General features: G+C 57.7%; 15 protein-coding genes and 2 tRNA genes. 4 read left to right on the forward strand and 13 right to left on the reverse strand.

What is annotated here, in order from left to right; all coding sequences use genetic code 11:
- Window positions 1-44: 44 nt before the first annotated feature.
- Entirely contained in the window at window positions 45-2,648 is a 2,604-nt protein-coding gene (gene clpB / locus ACZ5SR_RS09540) for an ATP-dependent chaperone ClpB (RefSeq protein WP_464448500.1), read from the reverse strand.
- 87 nt (window positions 2,649-2,735) lie between these two features.
- Between clpB and ACZ5SR_RS09545 the strand changes: the two genes are divergently transcribed.
- A complete protein-coding gene (locus ACZ5SR_RS09545; protein ID WP_464448501.1) occupies window positions 2,736-3,287 on the forward strand; it encodes a hypothetical protein in 552 nt (183 codons plus the stop codon).
- A gap of 30 nt (window positions 3,288-3,317) precedes the next feature.
- Here ACZ5SR_RS09545 and ACZ5SR_RS09550 read toward each other — a convergent pair whose 3' ends face one another.
- From ACZ5SR_RS09550 to ACZ5SR_RS09575, 6 genes are read right to left on the reverse strand one after another with little or no spacing between them, the layout of a single operon-like run.
- Complete coding sequence (locus tag ACZ5SR_RS09550; protein WP_464448502.1) at window positions 3,318-3,806, reverse strand: molybdenum cofactor biosynthesis protein MoaE; 489 nt, start codon at window positions 3,804-3,806, stop codon at window positions 3,318-3,320.
- A gap of 4 nt (window positions 3,807-3,810) precedes the next feature.
- Complete coding sequence (gene moaD / locus ACZ5SR_RS09555; protein WP_464448503.1) at window positions 3,811-4,062, reverse strand: molybdopterin converting factor subunit 1; 252 nt, start codon at window positions 4,060-4,062, stop codon at window positions 3,811-3,813.
- The gene (locus tag ACZ5SR_RS09560) at window positions 4,059-5,315 is read right to left on the reverse strand and encodes a molybdopterin molybdotransferase MoeA (RefSeq protein ID WP_464448504.1); all 1,257 of its coding nucleotides are present in this window, start codon (window positions 5,313-5,315) and stop codon (window positions 4,059-4,061) included. Before ACZ5SR_RS09560 ends, moaD begins: the two co-directional genes overlap by 4 nt.
- A 6-nt stretch (window positions 5,316-5,321) precedes the next feature.
- On the reverse strand, window positions 5,322-6,767 hold the full coding sequence (thrC, locus tag ACZ5SR_RS09565; RefSeq protein WP_464448505.1) for a threonine synthase: 1,446 nt from the start codon (window positions 6,765-6,767) through the stop codon (window positions 5,322-5,324).
- Entirely contained in the window at window positions 6,767-8,089 is a 1,323-nt protein-coding gene (locus ACZ5SR_RS09570; protein ID WP_464448506.1) for a homoserine dehydrogenase, read from the reverse strand. The genes thrC and ACZ5SR_RS09570 overlap by 1 nt, the downstream gene beginning before the upstream one ends.
- Before the next feature lie 51 nt (window positions 8,090-8,140).
- On the reverse strand, window positions 8,141-9,382 hold the full coding sequence (locus tag ACZ5SR_RS09575) for a pyridoxal phosphate-dependent aminotransferase (RefSeq protein WP_464448507.1): 1,242 nt from the start codon (window positions 9,380-9,382) through the stop codon (window positions 8,141-8,143).
- A gap of 135 nt (window positions 9,383-9,517) precedes the next feature.
- On the opposite strand from ACZ5SR_RS09575, the gene ACZ5SR_RS09580 reads away from it, so the two are divergent.
- From ACZ5SR_RS09580 to ACZ5SR_RS09590, 3 genes are all read left to right on the forward strand, one after another.
- Window positions 9,518-9,943 carry an Mth938-like domain-containing protein gene (locus tag ACZ5SR_RS09580; protein WP_464448508.1) on the forward strand — a complete coding sequence of 142 codons (426 nt, stop codon included), beginning with the start codon at window positions 9,518-9,520 and terminating at the stop codon, window positions 9,941-9,943.
- 111 nt (window positions 9,944-10,054) lie between these two features.
- Window positions 10,055-10,540, forward strand: a complete 486-nt coding sequence (locus tag ACZ5SR_RS09585; protein WP_464448509.1) for a peroxiredoxin — start codon at window positions 10,055-10,057, stop codon at window positions 10,538-10,540.
- Window positions 10,541-10,697: 157 nt separating this feature from the next.
- Window positions 10,698-12,374 (forward strand): PhoH family protein, encoded by a 1,677-nt coding sequence (locus ACZ5SR_RS09590; RefSeq protein WP_464448510.1) that lies wholly within the window; start codon window positions 10,698-10,700, stop codon window positions 12,372-12,374.
- A gap of 18 nt (window positions 12,375-12,392) precedes the next feature.
- Here the strand turns inward: ACZ5SR_RS09590 and dnaB are convergent, their stop codons facing one another.
- The 6 genes from dnaB to ACZ5SR_RS09620 all read right to left on the reverse strand — a co-directional run bounded on the left by dnaB (window position 12,393) and on the right by ACZ5SR_RS09620 (window position 17,698).
- Window positions 12,393-13,811: a replicative DNA helicase gene (dnaB, locus tag ACZ5SR_RS09595; RefSeq protein WP_464448511.1), complete on the reverse strand. Its 1,419-nt coding sequence runs from the start codon at window positions 13,809-13,811 to the stop codon at window positions 12,393-12,395.
- Window positions 13,812-13,986: 175 nt separating this feature from the next.
- Window positions 13,987-14,062: transfer RNA gene (locus tag ACZ5SR_RS09600), tRNA-His, on the reverse strand.
- Between the two features lie 26 nt (window positions 14,063-14,088).
- Window positions 14,089-16,020, reverse strand: a complete 1,932-nt coding sequence (locus tag ACZ5SR_RS09605; RefSeq protein WP_464448512.1) for a SurA N-terminal domain-containing protein — start codon at window positions 16,018-16,020, stop codon at window positions 14,089-14,091.
- Window positions 16,021-16,082: 62 nt separating this feature from the next.
- A tRNA-Val gene (locus ACZ5SR_RS09610) sits at window positions 16,083-16,158 on the reverse strand.
- A 16-nt stretch (window positions 16,159-16,174) separates the two neighbouring features.
- The gene (locus ACZ5SR_RS09615) at window positions 16,175-16,447 is read right to left on the reverse strand and encodes an HU family DNA-binding protein (RefSeq protein ID WP_464448513.1); all 273 of its coding nucleotides are present in this window, start codon (window positions 16,445-16,447) and stop codon (window positions 16,175-16,177) included.
- 165 nt (window positions 16,448-16,612) lie between these two features.
- Window positions 16,613-17,698 (reverse strand): tartrate dehydrogenase, encoded by a 1,086-nt coding sequence (locus tag ACZ5SR_RS09620; RefSeq protein ID WP_464448514.1) that lies wholly within the window; start codon window positions 17,696-17,698, stop codon window positions 16,613-16,615.
- Between the last annotated feature and the right edge of the window lie 62 nt (window positions 17,699-17,760).

The raw sequence follows: 17,760 nt of genomic DNA on the forward strand, positions 1-17,760 counted from the left end.
GCAGACCACCGCTCATGCAGCAGTGACCCGCTCGGCGCTGGCATTCAAGCCTGTTCGGTCACCTGAAAATCGAACACACCGGGCCGCTGCACTGGGTCCACGCTGACCTGCACCGTGCTCTTGGGCGGGAAACGACCTTCCAGCAAGAGCTTGGACAAGGGGTTTTCCAAGCGCTGTTGAATGGCGCGCTTGAGCGGGCGCGCACCAAACACCGGATCGAAACCCACCTTGGCCAACTCGGACAGGGCCGCAGGGCTGACTTCCAGCGTCAGGTCCATGCGGGCCAAACGGGCTTGCAGCACCTGCAACTGGATTTGCGCAATGGACGCGATGTGCTGCGCGTCCAGACCGTGGAACACCACGGTCTCGTCGATGCGGTTCAAGAACTCAGGACGGAAATGGGTCTTGAGCTCGTCCCATACCGCGTCCTTGATGTCTTCGGCAGGTTGACCCACCATGGATTGGATCAGGTGCGAACCCAAATTCGAGGTCATCACGATCACGGTGTTTTTGAAGTCCACGGTGCGCCCTTGACCATCGGTCAAGCGACCATCGTCCAAGACCTGCAGCAAGATGTTGAACACATCGGGGTGGGCTTTTTCCACCTCATCGAGCAGCAGCACGCTGTAGGGCTTGCGCCGCACGGCCTCGGTCAGGTAGCCGCCCTCTTCGTAACCCACATAGCCCGGTGGCGCACCGATCAAACGGGCCACCGAGTGTTTTTCCATGAACTCGCTCATGTCCATGCGGATCAGATGGTCCTCGCTGTCAAACAAAAAGCCAGCCAGCGCCTTGCACAGCTCGGTTTTGCCAACGCCTGTGGGACCCAAAAACAGGAACGAGCCGGTTGGCCGGTTCGGATCGGACAGGCCCGAGCGCGAGCGGCGAATGGCGTTGGCCACCGCCGCAATGGCTTCGTCCTGGCCCACCACGCGCTGGTGCAGCTTGTCTTCCATCTGCAGGAGTTTTTCACGCTCGCCCTGCATCATTTTGGACACTGGAATACCCGTGGCGCGCGACACGACTTCGGCAATTTCCTCAGCACCCACCTGCGTGCGCAGCAAGCGGTGCACGGGTTTATCGCCAGGCGCAGCTTCCTTGGCCTGCACCTCCTTGAGGGTTTTTTCCAGCGCAGGCAGCTTGCCGTACTGCAACTCGGCCACCTTGTTGAAATCGCCTTTGCGGGTCAACTCTTCAATCTGCTGCTTGAGCTGGTCGATCTGTTCGCGCACCTGTTGGCCGCCTTGGGCTTGCGCTTTTTCGGCGCGCCAGATTTCCTCGAGATCGGCCGCTTCTTTTTTCAGTTTGTCAATTTCTTCTTCGATCAAGGCAAAGCGTTTTTGCGAAGCCTCATCGCTTTCTTTGCGCACCGCTTCGCGCTCGATTTGCAACTGGATCAAACGGCGGTCGAGCTTGTCCATCACCTCGGGCTTGGAGTCGATCTCGATCTTGATTTTGGCTGCCGCTTCGTCGATCAAGTCAATGGCTTTATCGGGCAAAAAGCGGTCGGTGATGTAGCGGTGGCTCAGCTCGGCTGCAGCCACAATGGCCGGGTCGGTGATGTCCACGCCGTGGTGGATTTCGTACTTCTCCTGCAAGCCACGCAAGATGGCGATGGTGGCCTCCACCGTGGGCTCGTTGACCAAAATTTTCTGAAAACGTCGCTCTAAAGCCGCGTCTTTTTCGATGTATTTGCGGTATTCGTCCAATGTGGTTGCGCCCACACAATGCAACTCACCGCGAGCCAGTGCAGGCTTGAGCATGTTGCCCGCGTCCATGGCCCCTTCGGCCTTGCCCGCACCCACCATGGTGTGCAGCTCATCGATGAACACAATGGTTTGACCTTCATCTTTGGCCAATTCGCTGAGCACGGTTTTCAGACGCTCTTCAAATTCGCCCCTGAACTTGGCCCCGGCCAGCAACGCCGCCATGTCGAGCGACAGCACGCGTTTGCCTTTGAGCGAATCGGGCACCTCGCCCGCCACGATGCGCTGGGCCAGCCCCTCGACGATCGCGGTCTTGCCCACGCCCGGCTCACCGATCAGCACGGGGTTATTTTTGGTGCGGCGCTGCAAGACCTGGATGGCGCGGCGGATCTCGTCGTCCCGGCCAATCACCGGGTCCAGCTTGCCAATGCGGGCACGCTCGGTCAGGTCGATGCAATACTTTTTGAGCGCCTCGCGTTGGCCTTCGGCATCGGCACTGCCCACACTTTGGCCGCCACGCACCGCCTCGATCGCAGATTCCAAGCTTTTGCGGTTCAGGCCATGCTCTTTGGCGATGCGCCCAACTTCTGACTTGCTCTCGGTCAAAGCCAACAAGAACAATTCACCTGCAATGAAGGCGTCGCCACGCTTGATGGCCTCTTTTTCAGCCGCCTGTAAAAGCTTGACCAGTTCTGGCCCCACGGTGACCTGGTCTTGCCCGCTGACCTGGGGCAAACGTGAGACGGCCAATTCGGCCGCTTGCAGCAGTGCGGGCACCTGAACGCCCGCACGCAACAAAATAGCTTTAGGACCATCATCTTGCTTGAGCATGGTGACCAGCACATGCTGGGGTTCGATGTAAGCATGGTCCTTGCCAAGGGCCAGCGACTGGGCGTCCGACAAGGCTTCCTGGAACTTGGTGGTGAGTTTGTCAATTCGCATGTGTAGATCTCCAATGCTAGGCAACTTGTGCTGAAACTGGCATTTTCAAGGGTCACATCGGTACACACTATTGCCTAAAATCAAAACATGAACATTCATCAACTGTCTGTGCACCACGATGAGCGGCAAGACCGCTTGTTGCTGCGTCTGAACACCCAAGACCAGCAGGAGTTTCATTTCTGGTTGACACGGCGCATGGCGCTGCGCTTGATGCCAGCCATCCAACAATCGGCGCTGCGCCTGGAGGCGGCGCAACCTGGCGTGGCGGCCACCGACGCCCCAGCGCAACATCTGCTGAGCGAACTCAAGCGGGATGCTTTTTTGAAAAAAGCCGACTTCGCCACCCCTTTCGAAAACCACGCCATCCAATGGCCGCTGGGGGCTGAACCCCTGCTCATCACCGATGCGCATTTGAGCATTCAAGCCAACGGGTCTTTGGAAATCTCTTTTGAGGACAAGTCAGACCCGGTCCGAGCCCGTGCTTGCCAACTGCACCTGCAAGTCAGCCTGGTGCACGGGATGGTGCACCTGATCCAGCAGGCCATCGAGAAAGCCGAGTGGGGCAGCTTGGGCAGCTCCGCCAAATCGCCAGACTCAGACACTGTGACACCGACTGAGCCGCCTCGCTACGCCCACTGAGGCTGGCCCGCTCAGGGCACCGACTGAAACTCAGGCGTTGTGGGCCTGAATGCCCCAACGCGCCAATGCCGCATCGTCAGACACACGGGCATCCACCCAATGCGCCCCTTCAGGGGTTTGTTCTTTTTTCCAAAACGGGGCCTGTGTTTTGAGGTAATCCATCAAAAATTCGCAGGCTTTGAAGCTTTCGCCCCGGTGCGCCGAGGTCACGGCCACCAAAACAATCTGGTCTGCAGGCAGCAAGCGCCCTACGCGGTGCACCACACGCGCCGCATAAAAGTCAAATCGCCGATGCGCTTCATCGATCATCGCTTCGATCGATTTTTCGGTCATGCCCGGGTAGTGCTCCAGCTCCATGGCCTGCACTTCATCACTGGCCTGACCGGTCAGTGCACGGGTGTCGCGCACCGTACCCACAAAGCTGCACACCGCCCCAACCCGCAAGTCCTGACCCTGCAAGGCGGCCAATTCGGTGGACACGTCAAAGTCGTGCGTCTGGATGCTGACTCGGGGCGTCATCGCGTCAACCGCCGGTCACGGGTGGAAAAAAGCCGACCTCGCAGCCCTCGGTCAGGGCGGCGTTGCCCTGCACCATGAGCTGATTGAGGGCCATGCGCACTGGACGGTCTGGGGACAGACAAGCACGGTAGTGCTCGCCTCGCGCCATCAACTCGGTTCGCAAAGCGGCCAGATCGGCCGTCTGGGTCTCCACGGTCTCGTGCGACAAACCAATGCTTTCGCGCAGGGAGGCGAAATAGCGAACTTGCACTTTCATGCCAAGCACTCCGAAAAAGGCCAAAAATCGACCATTTGACCGGGCTCAATCGTCTGCCCACCGGGGTTGTCCACCACCCCATCGGCCCACACCACCGAGGTCAACACCCCAGAGCTTTGGTTGGGAAAGAGGTCCAGCCCCCCTTGCGGATTTCGGCGCACGCGCAAGAATTCGCGGCGCTTGTCGGCCTTGGGCCACGCAAAATGGGCAGGCAAGCGTTGGGTGCGGGGCGCAGACGCGGACATGCCTTGCAGTTGGCAAAGTAAAGGCCTGACCAGGAGCAAAAAGGTCATGTAACTGGACACCGGATTGCCCGGCAAACCCACAAAGTGGGCCACGCCCTCAGCGGTCTGACGGCGCACCTGCCCGTAGGCAAAGGGTTTGCCTGGCTTCATGGCGATTTGCCACAGGTTCAACTCGCCCAAGGACTGCACCGCCGGTTTGACGTGGTCTTCTTCACCCACCGACACCCCGCCGCTTGTCAGGATCAGGTCGTGGTGGTCGGCAGCGGTTTTGAGCGCGGCCACCGTGGCCTCGCGCCGGTCGGGCACGATGCCCAAGTCGCTCACCTCGCAGCCCATGCGGTGCAACAAGGTCCGCAAGAAAAAACGGTTGGAGTTGTAAATGCTGCCCGGGGGCATGTCCTGCGGGGCCACATCGCCCGGCATGACCAGTTCGTCGCCCGTTGAAAACAAGGCGACTCGGGGGCGGCGCAAAACGGGCAAATGCGCCAGACCCAGGCTCGCGGCCAGGCCGAGCTCAGCAGGTCCCATTTTTTGGCCACGGTGCAAAGCCGTCTGGCCCTGACGGATGTCTTCGCCGCTGCGGCGAATCCACTGCCCTGGCTCAGGCACCACCGAAAAGCGCACGGCATCGGGCGTTTCGGGGACCAGCTCGGCTTGCTCCTGCATGACGATGGCATCCGCGCCTTCGGGCACGGGGGCCCCGGTGAAGATGCGGGCGACTTGCCCGGGCTGCAAAGGCTGCCCGGTGTGACCAGCTGCGATGCGCTGGGTCACACGCAGTGCGACCCCGGGCTGCAACAAATCGGCACGTCGCACCGCATAGCCGTCCATCGAGGAATTGTCAAAAGCCGGGACTTGCAAGGCCGAAACCAGGTCTTCGGCCAGCACACGCCCATCGGCATCGAAGGTGGCCACCGACTCAGCGTCGGTCAGGGGGCTGATGCGTGCGAGCAGCGCCTGCAGCGCGTCGTCCAAAGACATCAAAGGAGCGCGTGGGGCGGTGCTCATGGGCTGTCAGTCGCAGTGCTGCTGGATGTAGGCCTTGACCAAAGCCACATCGGCTTGCATGACCTGCACGCGTTTGGGCAAGGCTTCGATGCCTTCAAACTGTGGTGGGCGCTCAGGCTGGCGGCCCAAGGCTTCCACGATGGTGGCTGCGAACTTGATGGGCAAAGCGGTTTCGAGCACGATCATGGGCACCTGCGGATTCAGATGCTCTTTGGCCACCTTCACGCCGTCGGCGGTGTGGGTGTCGATCATCACGCCGTAAGTGGCAAAGACCTGTTGGATGGTTTTCAGTCGGTCAGCATGGGTGCTGCGGCCGCTGTCAAAACCGTAGGTGGTGGCGGCTTGGGCAAAGCGTGGGTCGCCAGACACATCGAAGAAACCATGGCGGCTCAAACCTTCGCCAAAGATGGCTTTGGTTTGGACCGCATCGCGCCCCAGCAGGTCGAACACAAAACGCTCGAAGTTGCTGGCCTTGGAGATGTCCATCGAGGGGCTGGAGGTTTCGTGCGTGTCGGCGGTGCCGCGCACACGGTAAACGCCGGTGCGGAAGAACTCATCCAGCACGTCGTTTTCATTGGTGGCCACGACCAAACGGTCAATCGGCAAGCCCATCATGCGGGCCACATGGCCTGCGCACACATTGCCAAAGTTCCCGCTCGGCACGGTGAAGCTGACCTTTTGCGCATTGTTTTGGGTGGCCTGGAAGTAACCCGCAAAGTAATACACCACTTGGGCCAGCAAACGCGCCCAGTTGATGGAATTTACCGTACCGATTTTGTATTTCCGCTTGAAATCCAGATCGTTGGAGACCGCCTTGACGATGTCCTGGCAGTCGTCGAACACGCCTTCGATGGCGATGTTGTGGATGTTCTCGTCGAGCAGGCTGAACATCTGCGCTTGCTGAAACGGACTCATGCGGCCGTTCGGGCTGGTCATGAACACACGCACGCCTTTTTTGCCACGCATGGCGTATTCGGCTGCACTGCCGGTGTCGCCAGAGGTGGCGCCAAAAATGTTCAGCGCTTCGCCGCGCCGTGCCAATTCGTACTCGAACAAGTTGCCCAGCAACTGCATGGCCATGTCTTTGAAGGCCAATGTTGGGCCATTCGACAAGGCTTCGAGGAACATCTCGGGCTGTGCTTGGCCTGCAGCCTGCAAAGGCTTGAGCGGCACAATTTCTTTTGTGCCGAACACTTCAGGCGTGTAGGTCTTGCGGCACAAAGCCTGCAAGTCATCGCGTGGAATGTCGTCAATGTACAGCGACAGCACCTCAAAAGCCAAAGCCGCATAGCCTTGGTTTTGCCAGACTTCGCGCAAGCGGGTCAGCGCCGAAGCGTCGATCTTGGGGTAGCTTTCGGGCAAGTACAAGCCGCCATCAGGCGCCAGGCCTTCGAGCAGAATTTCACAAAACTGTTTGCGGTCGGCATGACCGCGGGTCGACAGATAACGCATCAGTTCAACTCTTCCTTGCGAATGCGCACGATGGGCGCCATCACGGTGGGCAGGGCTTGCATCTGGGCCAGAACATCGTTGAGGGTGCCTTCGCGGGTGTCATGGGTCAAGATGATCACGTCGGTCTGGTTCTCTCCGGCCTGGCTGACCTGATCGGCCTCTCGCTGCAAAACAGCGTCGATGCTGATGCCCGCTTCAGCCAGCAAGCCGGTCAGCTTGGCCAGCACGCCCGCTTGGTCAGCCACACGCAAACGCAGGTAATAGCTGGTCACCACCTCGGACATGGGCAACACGGTCAAGTTGCTCATGGAGCCAGGCTGGAAGGCCAGGTGTGGCACACGGTTGAGGGGGTCTGCGGTGTGCAAACGGGTGATGTCCACCAAATCGGCGATCACCGCGCTGGCAGTGGGCTCGGAGCCCGCGCCTTTGCCGTAATACAAAGTGGTGCCCACGGCATCGCCTTGCACCATCACCGCGTTCATGGCGCCTTCGACGTTGGCAATCAGGCGCTGGGTCGGCACCAGGCTGGGGTGCACGCGCAACTCAATGCCTTGCGCGGTGCGTTTGGTGATGCCCAGCAGCTTGATGCGGTAGCCCAGTTGCTCGGCGTACTTGATGTCTGCCGCGCCCAACTTGGTGATGCCTTCGACATAGGCCTTGTCAAACTGCACCGGAACGCCAAACGCGATCGCGCTCATCAGGGTCACTTTGTGCGCTGCGTCCACACCTTCGATGTCAAAGGTTGGGTCGGCTTCGGCATAACCCAAGCGCTGGGCTTCCTTGAGCACATCGCCAAAGTCCAAACCCTTGTCGCGCATCTCGGACAAGATGAAGTTGGTGGTGCCGTTGATGATGCCCGCCACCCACTGGATGCTGTTGGCCGTGAGGCCCTCGCGCAGTGCCTTGATGATCGGGATGCCGCCAGCCACGGCGGCTTCAAACGCCACCATCACGCCTTTGGCCTGTGCCGCCGCAAAAATCTCTGTGCCGTGCACGGCCAGTAAGGCTTTGTTGGCCGTGACCACATGCTTGCCTGCGGCAATGGCTTCCATGACCAGGGCTTTGGCAATGCCGTAGCCGCCGATCAATTCGATCACGATGTCGATCTCGGGGTTGGCAATCACAGCACGTGCATCGGCCACCACCTGAACGCCCTCGCCTACCACTTCTTTGGCACGCGCCACGTCCAAATCGGCCACCATGGCGATTTCAATGCCACGGCCGGCACGGCGCTGGATTTCTTGCTGGTTCCGCTGGAGCACATTGAAGGTGCCGCTGCCCACAGTGCCAATGCCCAACAGGCCCACTTTGATCGGTTTCATTCACTTCTCTTTAACGTTGCGCCCGGCCAAACCGGGCATTTCTTGAAAAAATCAGGCCACCAGCTTGTCGGTGCCAAAGCGCTTGCGGGCACCTTCCAGAAACCGCGCCACACGGCCAATCGCCTCGCGCAAGTCCTCTTCATGCGGCAAAAACACGATGCGGAAATGGTCGGCATCGGGCCAATTGAAGCCCGTGCCCTGGACCAACATGACCTTGGTTTCTTCCAGCAGCTGCAAGAAAAAGTCTTGATCGTCCTGAACCGGGTAAATCTTCGGATCGAGTTTGGGGAACATGTACAAAGCCGCGCGGGGCTTGACGCAGCTGACGCCAGGAATGGCCGTGATCAGCTGGTGCGCGAGGTCACGCTGCTTGCGCAGGCGACCGCCCTCGCCCACCAATTCATTGATGCTTTGATGCCCCCCTAGCGCCGTCTGAATGGCCCACTGGCCCGGCACGTTGGCGCACAAACGCATGTTGGAGAGCATGTTCAACCCTTCGATGTAATCGCGTGCCACCTTCTTGTCGCCCGAAATCACCATCCATCCAGCACGGTAACCGCAAGAGCGGTAGCTTTTGGACAAGGAGTTGAAAGTCAAGGTGAGGACATCCTGCGACAAACTGGCCAATGGCGTGTGCTTGACGCCGTCGTACAGAACCTTGTCGTACACCTCATCTGCAAAGATCACCAGGCCATGCTCGCGGGCAATGGCCACAATGCCCTTGAGCAGCTCATCGGCATACAAAGCACCGGTGGGATTGTTGGGGTTGATGACCACAATGCCCTTGGTGCGCGGTGTGACTTTGGCACGGATATCGTCCAAATCGGGCATCCAACCATTGGCCTCGTCACAACGGTAATGCACAGGCGTTCCGCCCGACAAACTAGCGGCTGCTGTCCACAGCGGGTAATCGGGTGAGGGCAACAGCAACTCGTCGCCATCGTCCAGCAAACCGTTGGTGGCCATCACGATCAACTCGCTGGCCCCATTGCCGAGGTAAATATCGTCCAACTTAACGCCCAAAATGCCTTGTTTCTGCGTCTCGTGCATCACGGCTTTGCGGGCGGCAAAAATGCCTTTGCTGTCCGAGTAACCTGCCGAATTGGGCAGATTGCGGATCATGTCCTGTTGGATCTCTTCGGGGGCATCAAAACCAAAAACCGCCAGGTTGCCGATGTTCAGTTTGATGATTTTGTGGCCGTCTTCTTCCATCTGACGCGCTCGGTCCATGATGGGGCCGCGTATGTCATAACAAACGTTGGCGAGCTTGGCAGATTTCTGAATGGTCTTCAAAGTGCCTCCAAAGGCAGTGTGGATAAGGGAAAACCTATAATTTGACCACATTTCAGGGGCATTTCAGCCCTGTAACGCCGAGCGATCACTCTAATTCATGATGCCGACAAGTTACCCGGCTGCCCCTAAGACCCCATGAAACTACAACCCGACAAATCCAACAGCCTCACCATCAATGCTTACGGCCCTGGGTGGATCGAGGTCAATGGTGAAAAATTCACCCATTCCTTGATCGTCAGCAGCTTGAAGGGTGCTGTTCCCGAAAAATGGGCGGTGAGCCAGTTTGGGGCACTGAATTCAGAAGATTTCGCGCCCTTAGCCAAGAGCGGCGCCGAGCTGATCATCTTCGGCAGCGGTCAGCGCCTTCGCTTTCCTCAGCCCAGCTGGCTTGCCCCATTGATGGCGATTGGCATTGGCGTAGAAACCATGGACACCGCTGCGGCATGCCGCACTTACAACATCTTGGCCAGTGAAGGGCGAAAAGTTGTGGTCGTTTTGCTGCTAGAAACTTCAAGCATGCATTTGCATGCCGACCTTGTTTCCAAGTACCCGCTGCCTTGACGTGCCGTATTCAGAGTAAAATCTAAGGTTGCCGAGGCCACTGGCCTTTAGCGAATTTGCCGACATCTGATGGCGGCAAGCGCTCAACCTGTCAAGCGAGATCAAAGTTTTATGGCGATCGTTCTTAACAAACCCCTCCCCGAATTTGAAGCGAACGCTACCAGCGGCCTGAAAGTTTCCAACATCTCCCACCTCGGTCAACCTGTGGTTTTGTTTTTCTACCCCAAGGACAACACACCCGGCTGCACCACCGAGGCCATGCAGTTCCGAGACAAGTACAAGGATTTCGTCAAAGCTGGCGCCTTGGTCCTGGGTGTGTCACGTGACAACATGAAATCGCACGATGACTTCAAATCCAAGCTGGAGTTGCCGTTCGAGTTGATCGCTGATACCGAAGAAAAAATGTGCCACATGTTTGGCGTGGTCAAAAACAAGATCATGTACGGCAAAAAAGTCAAAGGCATTGAGCGCAGCACCTTCCTGATCGGTTCTGACGGCACACTCAAGCAAGAATGGCGCGGCTTGAAAGTGCCTGGCCACGTAGAAGAAGTGCTCAAGGCGGTCAAAGATCTCAAAAAAGCTGCTGCAGTGGCTTGATGTCTCTGGGCGGGTTTTGTCTTTCGGCTCGTGCATAATGAATTCATGCCGCTGAACTCCAGCCCTCTGCCTTTCCCTATCAAAAGCCGCCTTGGCCTCCAGGCGGCTTTTTATTTTTCAGCGTTCGGATTTTTCACCCCTCAAGAGGCCTTCGCTCATGCCACTGCCACCCGCCCCCTCCCATCGCGCCAGCCGCTTGACCCCATCGGCTTTCGATTCCGCACCATCTGAAGACGATGCCCCGAGCGGCTTGATCCAAGTCGAAACCAAGGTCCGGGCTGTACTTGCCGAGCAAGCACCTTCTGTGCAAGCCAAGCGCGAACCCCGTGGCCGAAAGAGTGCAGCGTCGACGCCAAGCCCAACACCTTCTGTGGCGGTCACCTCCGCCCCTGCACCTGCGGCCCCACGCTTGACCAGCCCAATCAGACCTAAACGCAGGGCGGGTCCGAGCAAACTCTTTGTGCTCGACACCAACGTGTTGATGCACGACCCCATGAGCTTGTTCCGCTTTGAGGAGCACGATGTCTTTTTGCCCATGATCGTGCTGGAAGAGCTCGATGGCCATAAAAAAGGCATGACCGAAGTCGCCCGCAATGCACGCCAGGCCAGCCGCTCGCTGGACACTTTGGCCTCGGCGCAAGGTTCAGATCTCGGCAAGGGCTCACCCTTAAACGCCACAGGCCACACCGATGCGATGGGGCAATTGTTTTTTCAAACCCAGGCGCTTGACCTGAGCCTGCCTCTGGCACTGCCTCAGGGCAAGGCGGACAACCAGATCTTGGGCGTTGTCAAGGCTTTAGGGCAGCTGCATGCCCCACGCGATGTGGTCCTGGTCTCCAAAGACATCAACATGCGCGTCAAGGCCCGTGCGCTGGGACTGCAGGCTGAGGACTACCAAAACGACAAGACATTGGAAGACGGAGACCTGCTGTACCCGGGCTCCATGGCTTTGCCCCCTGACTTTTGGATCAAGAATGGCAAAACCGTCGAAAGCTGGCAACAAGGCACCCACACCTTCTACCGCATCAGCGGGCCCATTGTGCCCAGCCTGTTCATGAACCAGTTTGTGTATTTCGAAGCCCCCGGGGAACCCAGCCTGTATGCCCGCGTGACCGAAATCCGTGGCAAAACAGCGGTGCTGCGTACCCTCAAGGACTTCAACCACCAAAAAAATGCGGTCTGGGGCGTCACCACGCGGAACCGAGAACAAAACTTTGCGATGAACTTGTTGACCGATCCGGACGTCGACTTTGTGACGCTGGCGGGCACTGCGGGCACGGGCAAAACCCTGATGGCCCTGGCCGCAGGCCTGACACAGGTGCTGGATGACCGCCGTTACACCGAGATCATCATGACCCGCGCTACCGTGAGCGTGGGTGAAGACATCGGCTTTTTGCCCGGCACTGAAGAAGAAAAAATGGGCCCCTGGATGGGCGCCTTGGACGACAACCTCGAGTTTTTGGCCAAAGGCGAAGGCGGCAATGCGGGTGAATGGGGGCGCGCCGCGACCAACGAGTTGATCAAGAGCCGCATCAAGATCAAGAGCATGAACTTCATGCGCGGTCGAACCTTCATGAACAAGTACGTGATCATCGACGAGGCCCAAAACCTGACGCCCAAGCAGATGAAAACGCTGATCACGCGCGCGGGCCCGGGTACCAAGATCATCTGCATGGGCAATCTGGCCCAGATCGACACGCCCTACCTCACCGAAGGCTCGTCAGGATTGACTTATGCGGTCGATCGCTTCAAGGGCTGGGCACACGGCGGGCACATCACATTGGCGCGCGGTGAACGCTCCAGGCTGGCCGACTTCGCCAGCGAAGCCTTGTAAACCAGCCGCCGTCGGGTCTCAGTAATCGTCGCTGAGGCCCGAAGCCAGGCTTTCAAAACGCGTCAGATTCTTCAGGAAGGTCAGGCGAACCGTGCCTGTTGGACCGTTACGCTGCTTGCCGATGATGATCTCAGCCACACCTGGATCTTTGGAGTCCTTGTTGTAGTAATCGTCACGGTAGATGAACATGATGATGTCGGCATCCTGCTCGATCGCGCCGGACTCTCGCAAGTCGCTCATCATGGGACGTTTGTCGGTGCGCTGCTCGACGCTTCGGTTGAGCTGAGACAAGGCAATGACGGGGCACTGCAGCTCTTTGGCCAGCATTTTCAGACCCCGCGAAATCTCGCCCAGTTCGGTGGCTCTGTTGTCGCCACCTGAGCCGCCGGAGCCACTCATCAGCTGCAAATAGTCCACCACAATCAAGCCCAGCTTGCCGCACTGGCGGGCCAAGCGGCGTGCATTGGCACGCAATTCAGAAGGTGTGAGGCCCGGCGTTTCATCGATGTGCAAGGACACCGTGCGCAGTTTTTCAATCGCCTCGGTCAGGCGTGGCCACTCCTCGTCGCTGAGCTTGCCTGTGCGTAAATGGCCTTGGTCAATGCGGCCGATCGAGCCCACCACACGGACCGCCAACTGCGATGCACCCATTTCCATGGAAAACACCGCAACCGGCAAGCCCTCGTTCAAGGCCACATGCTCGGCGATGTTGATGGCAAAAGCGGTTTTTCCCATCGAAGGACGGGCCGCCAACACCACCATGTCGCCTGGCTGCAGGCCAGAGGTCATGCGGTCCAGGTCGTAAAAGCCCGTGGGCACACCCGTGATGTCATTGGGGTTGTCGGCCATCTCCTGCACGCGGTCGAGCAACTCCACCACCAGCGTGTCCATCGACTGAAAGCCCTGCTTCATGCGCGAGCCCTCTTCACCGATGTTGAAGATTTTTTGCTCGGCCTCGTCCAAGATGCGGTCAATCGCCTTGCCCTGAGGGTTGAAGGCGTTGGTGGCGATCTCGTCGCTGGCCGACACCAACTTGCGCAGGATGGAGCGCTCGCGCACGATCTCGGCATAACGGCGGATGTTGCTGGCGCTGGGCACGTACTGGGCCAAGGAGTTCAGATAAGCCAAGCCACCCATCTCAGCGGTTTTGCCCTGGTTTTGCAACTGCTCGCTGACGGTGATGACGTCAGCCGGTTTGGACGCGTTGATCAAGGCACCAATCGCAGCGTAAATCAACTTGTGCTCGTGCCTGTAAAAATCGGTATCGATCAACAAATCGCCCACCCGATCCCAAGCCCCGTTGTCCAGCAAAAGACCCCCGAGCACACTCGACTCGGCCTCAATCGAATGAGGGGGAACACGCAATTTGGCAATTTGGCTGTCTGAGGACAGGTCTGAGGAAAACTCACTCAGAGGGGGAGAAAAAACAGCAGACATGGCGTACCGGGAAATCAAAAAGCAATGTTAGCCCCCGCAAGGGCTGGCGTCACGGGATAACCCTGTGGATAAACATGGGGTATCCCGTGTTCAAACGTGGACAACTCAGATGCACAAACAAACTGATGCACCAAATGAAAAGGCCCTTTCGTTACCGAAAGGGCCTTTGAAGCTTTGGGGTGGCTGATGGGGCTCGAACCCACGACAACAGGAATCACAATCCTGGACTCTACCAACTGAGCTACAGCCACCGTAGAGACATATTATAGCCTGAAGCTCAGGGTTTTTGTGCCTGTGAATCGTCCAACTTTTTAGGTTTTTCAGCCAACATTTCCACTTTGAATTGAGACTTCAAACTGGCCAGGTAGGCTTGAGATTCAGCCTGCCCCCAAAGACGGGCAAATTGTTGACGACTCTGCTCGGATTGTTGCGCTGTCGCCTCAGGCCGCTGCACGATTTTGTTGACCCGCACAACGGCAAAACCCTGCAGACCCAAATCCACACCGATCAAAGCCGGCATTTTGGAAGGATCGGCGCGCAAAGCGGCATCGATCACGGCTTGAGGCAAAGCGGGTGCTTGATCGCGCGAAACGGTCACGGCCTCACCCAATGCTGATTGAACGGGATCGCTTGTCCAAGCGGCCAATCGGGCTTGACCCTCTGCCTTGGCAAGCTCTGCGGATTTGGCTTGAATCAACCGTTGACGGACATCAGCCTTGACCTCTTCAAAAGGGCGCACGGCTGCTGGGCGGTGGTTGACCACACGGGCTGAAACCAAGGTATTGGGGGCGACCTCCACAGCCGCCGTGTTGCGGCGCTTGGCAATGGCATCTTCCGAAAAAATGGCCTGCAGCAATTTGGGGTTGTTCAAAACACCCTGCACACCTGGCGCAGGTGTTCGTGTCAAAGAAGCGGCTTTTTGCACCGACAACTTCAAGCGCTCTGCCACTGGCGACAAACTGTCCGACTGCTCGTACACGCTGTTGCTGAAGGTTTCGGCCAATTCAGCAAACTGGCGCTGAGCCTGTTGTTTGCGCAAATCCGCTTCCAGTTGGGGGCGCATAGACTCGAAGGATGGCGACTGAGCTAGCTTGATATCGGTCAACAAGATGATGTGGTAGCCGAAATCGGACTCCACAATCTGACTGATGTCACCCTTTTGAAGGGCAAAGGCAGCATCCTCAAAAGGCTTGACCATCGCACCGCGAGCAAAAAAGTCCAGATCGCCACCACGCTCGGCCGAGCCCGTGTCGTCAGAATTTTTGCGCGCCACTTCGGCAAAAGTCTTGGGTGATTTGCGAACAGTTGCCAACAAGTTTTCAGCCTTGGCGCGTGCTTTTTGCTTTTCTGCATCCGGCAGGTCTTTGGCCGCATTGATCAAAATGTGGCTGGCACGTCGCTGCTCTTGTGCAGTGATCCGCTGCAGGTTTTGCTCGTAGTAGGTTTTGAGGTCCTGCTCGGGCAGTTCAATGCGGCTTTGCAAGGATGCCACGTCCAAAACGAGGTACTCCAGATCCACATTCTCGACAGACCGAAAGCGCTCAGAGTTGTCTTTGTAGTAACGCTCCAGATCGGCATCGGACACCTCCACCTTGGCTGCAAAGTCAGTCGGCGTCCAACGCTTGAGCTGAATTTCGCGGCGCTGCAAATAGGCATCGAGTGCGGCATCCGTTTGACGTTGTGTTGCAAAAACCGATGCTTGCAAACCGGCAAGCACCTGCTGGTTGGACAGATCACGACGCACACTGGCTTCGAGCATCTCGGGTGTCATGCCTTGGCTGGCAGCCAATTGGCGGTAACGCTCCATGTCCAGCTTGCCGTCTGCACCGCGCAAGCCAGCAATCGAAGGGTCTTGTTGTAAGTAACGTGCCAAGCGCTGGTCACTGGTCACCAACAATTGTTTTTCTGAAGCACGCGCAATCAGGCGGTCGTTGACCATTTTGTCCAAGGTTGCGTAACGAGCCTCTGCCGAATCGAGCAGTTTCGGATCCAGATTGGGCACCGAGGCACGAATCCGGTCCACCTCTTGCTGGTGGGCAGCATCCCATTCAGACTGGGTGATTTTTTGTCCGTCGACTCGGGCGACCACGGCACCTTTGTCTTCAAACTGGCTGTAGCCCTCCATGCCAAACAGCACAAAAGACGGAATTACCAACAAGAACAACAACCCCATCAAGATTTTTGAGTTGTTGCGAATGGAATCAAACATGTCTGAAGTCTCGGGTTGTCAAGAAAAAAGGCGAACACTGGGTTCGCCTTTACTTTGTAGGGTGGTGGGCGCTGACGGTCTCGAACCGCCGACCTACTCCGTGTAAAGGAGCCGCTCTACCAACTGAGCTAAGCGCCCCACCTGAAAAGTGTTGTCAGTTCAAAGCATCCTTCAAGCCCTTGCCTGGACGGAACTTTGGAACTTTGGCAGATTTGATTTTAATCGCTGCGCCCGTGCGCGGATTGCGGCCGGTGCGTGCAGCACGTTTGCCCACTGCAAAAGTACCAAAACCGACCAAGGAAACGGTACCGCCTTTTTTGAGGGTGGCGCGTACAGCGCCCATCATGGCTTCCAGGGCGCGTCCTGCAGCAGCCTTGGACAAGTCTGACTGTTTTGCAATGTGTTCGATCAGCTCTGTTTTGTTCACAAGAAACCTCTTGAAGTTACAAACCGGTGCAACCGGCAGTGGACTGAAATTTGGTCACAGCCAGCGCTGTGGGCTTTGGATTCTAGCCGTTAAAAGTTGAATCGACAGTTCTGAGTGGACCTTTTTCAACGCCAGATTGAACGCCGGAGCTTGTTGGCTTGGCATTCAAAGTGCATCGGCAATGGCTCGGCCCACATCGGACGTCTTGGCCGTGCCACCCAAATCCGGTGTTCGCGGCGCGTCGGCACCCGCCGCCAACACCTTCTCAATGGCACCCAAAACGGCATCATGCGCGGCTTTGTAGCCCAAAAACTCCAACATCATGGCGCCGCACCAGATTTGTCCAATGGGGTTGGCAATGCCTTTACCCGCAATGTCCGGAGCGCTGCCGTGCACAGGTTCAAACAGCGATGGGAACTTGCGATCCGGGTTCAGGTTGGCGCTGGGCGCAATGCCGATGGTGCCCGTGCAAGCAGGCCCCAGATCACTCAAGATGTCACCGAACAAATTGCTGGCGACCACCACATCAAAAAAGTCGGGACGCTGCACAAAATGGGCCGTCAGAATATCGATGTGGAACTTATCCACGTTGATGCCCGGATAGCCCTTGGCCATCTCGGCCACGCGCTCATCCCAATACGGCATGGTGATGGCGATGCCGTTCGATTTGGTGGCACTGGTCAAGTGCTTTTTGGGGCGCGACTGCGCCAACTCAAAGGCAAATTTCAACACCCTGTCCGTCCCGATACGGGTCATGATGGACTCTTGCATCACGATCTCCCGCTCGGTACCGGGAAACATACGCCCCCCCACACTGGAGTACTCACCCTCGGTGTTTTCGCGCACGATGTACATGTCGATCTCACCGGGCTGGCGCGCACTGCCGTCGCGACGCACCACGGGCGCGATGATGCCGGGCATCAAGCGCGCAGGCCGCAGGTTGATGTACTGGTCAAACTCCCGGCGAAACAAGAGCAGCGAACCCCACAGCGACACATGGTCAGCAATTTTGTCGGGCCAACCCACTGCACCGAAATACAAAGCATCGTGCCCACCAATCTGGTCTTTCCAGTTGTCGGGCAGCATCTGACCATGCTTTTCGCAATAGTCCCAACTCGAAAAATCAAAGTGGTCAAAGTGCAGGTCGATGCCGAACTTGCGGGCAGCCGCGTCCATCACGCGCAGTCCTTCGGGCATGACTTCCTTGCCAATGCCATCTCCGGGAATGACAGCGATGCGATGCTTGCTCATACGAGGTACTTTCTGAATCTGGAAAAAATGGATGGAACTTCAAAACCGAGAGCTTAGCAACA

This window comes from Limnohabitans sp. TEGF002, from assembly GCF_055395845.1.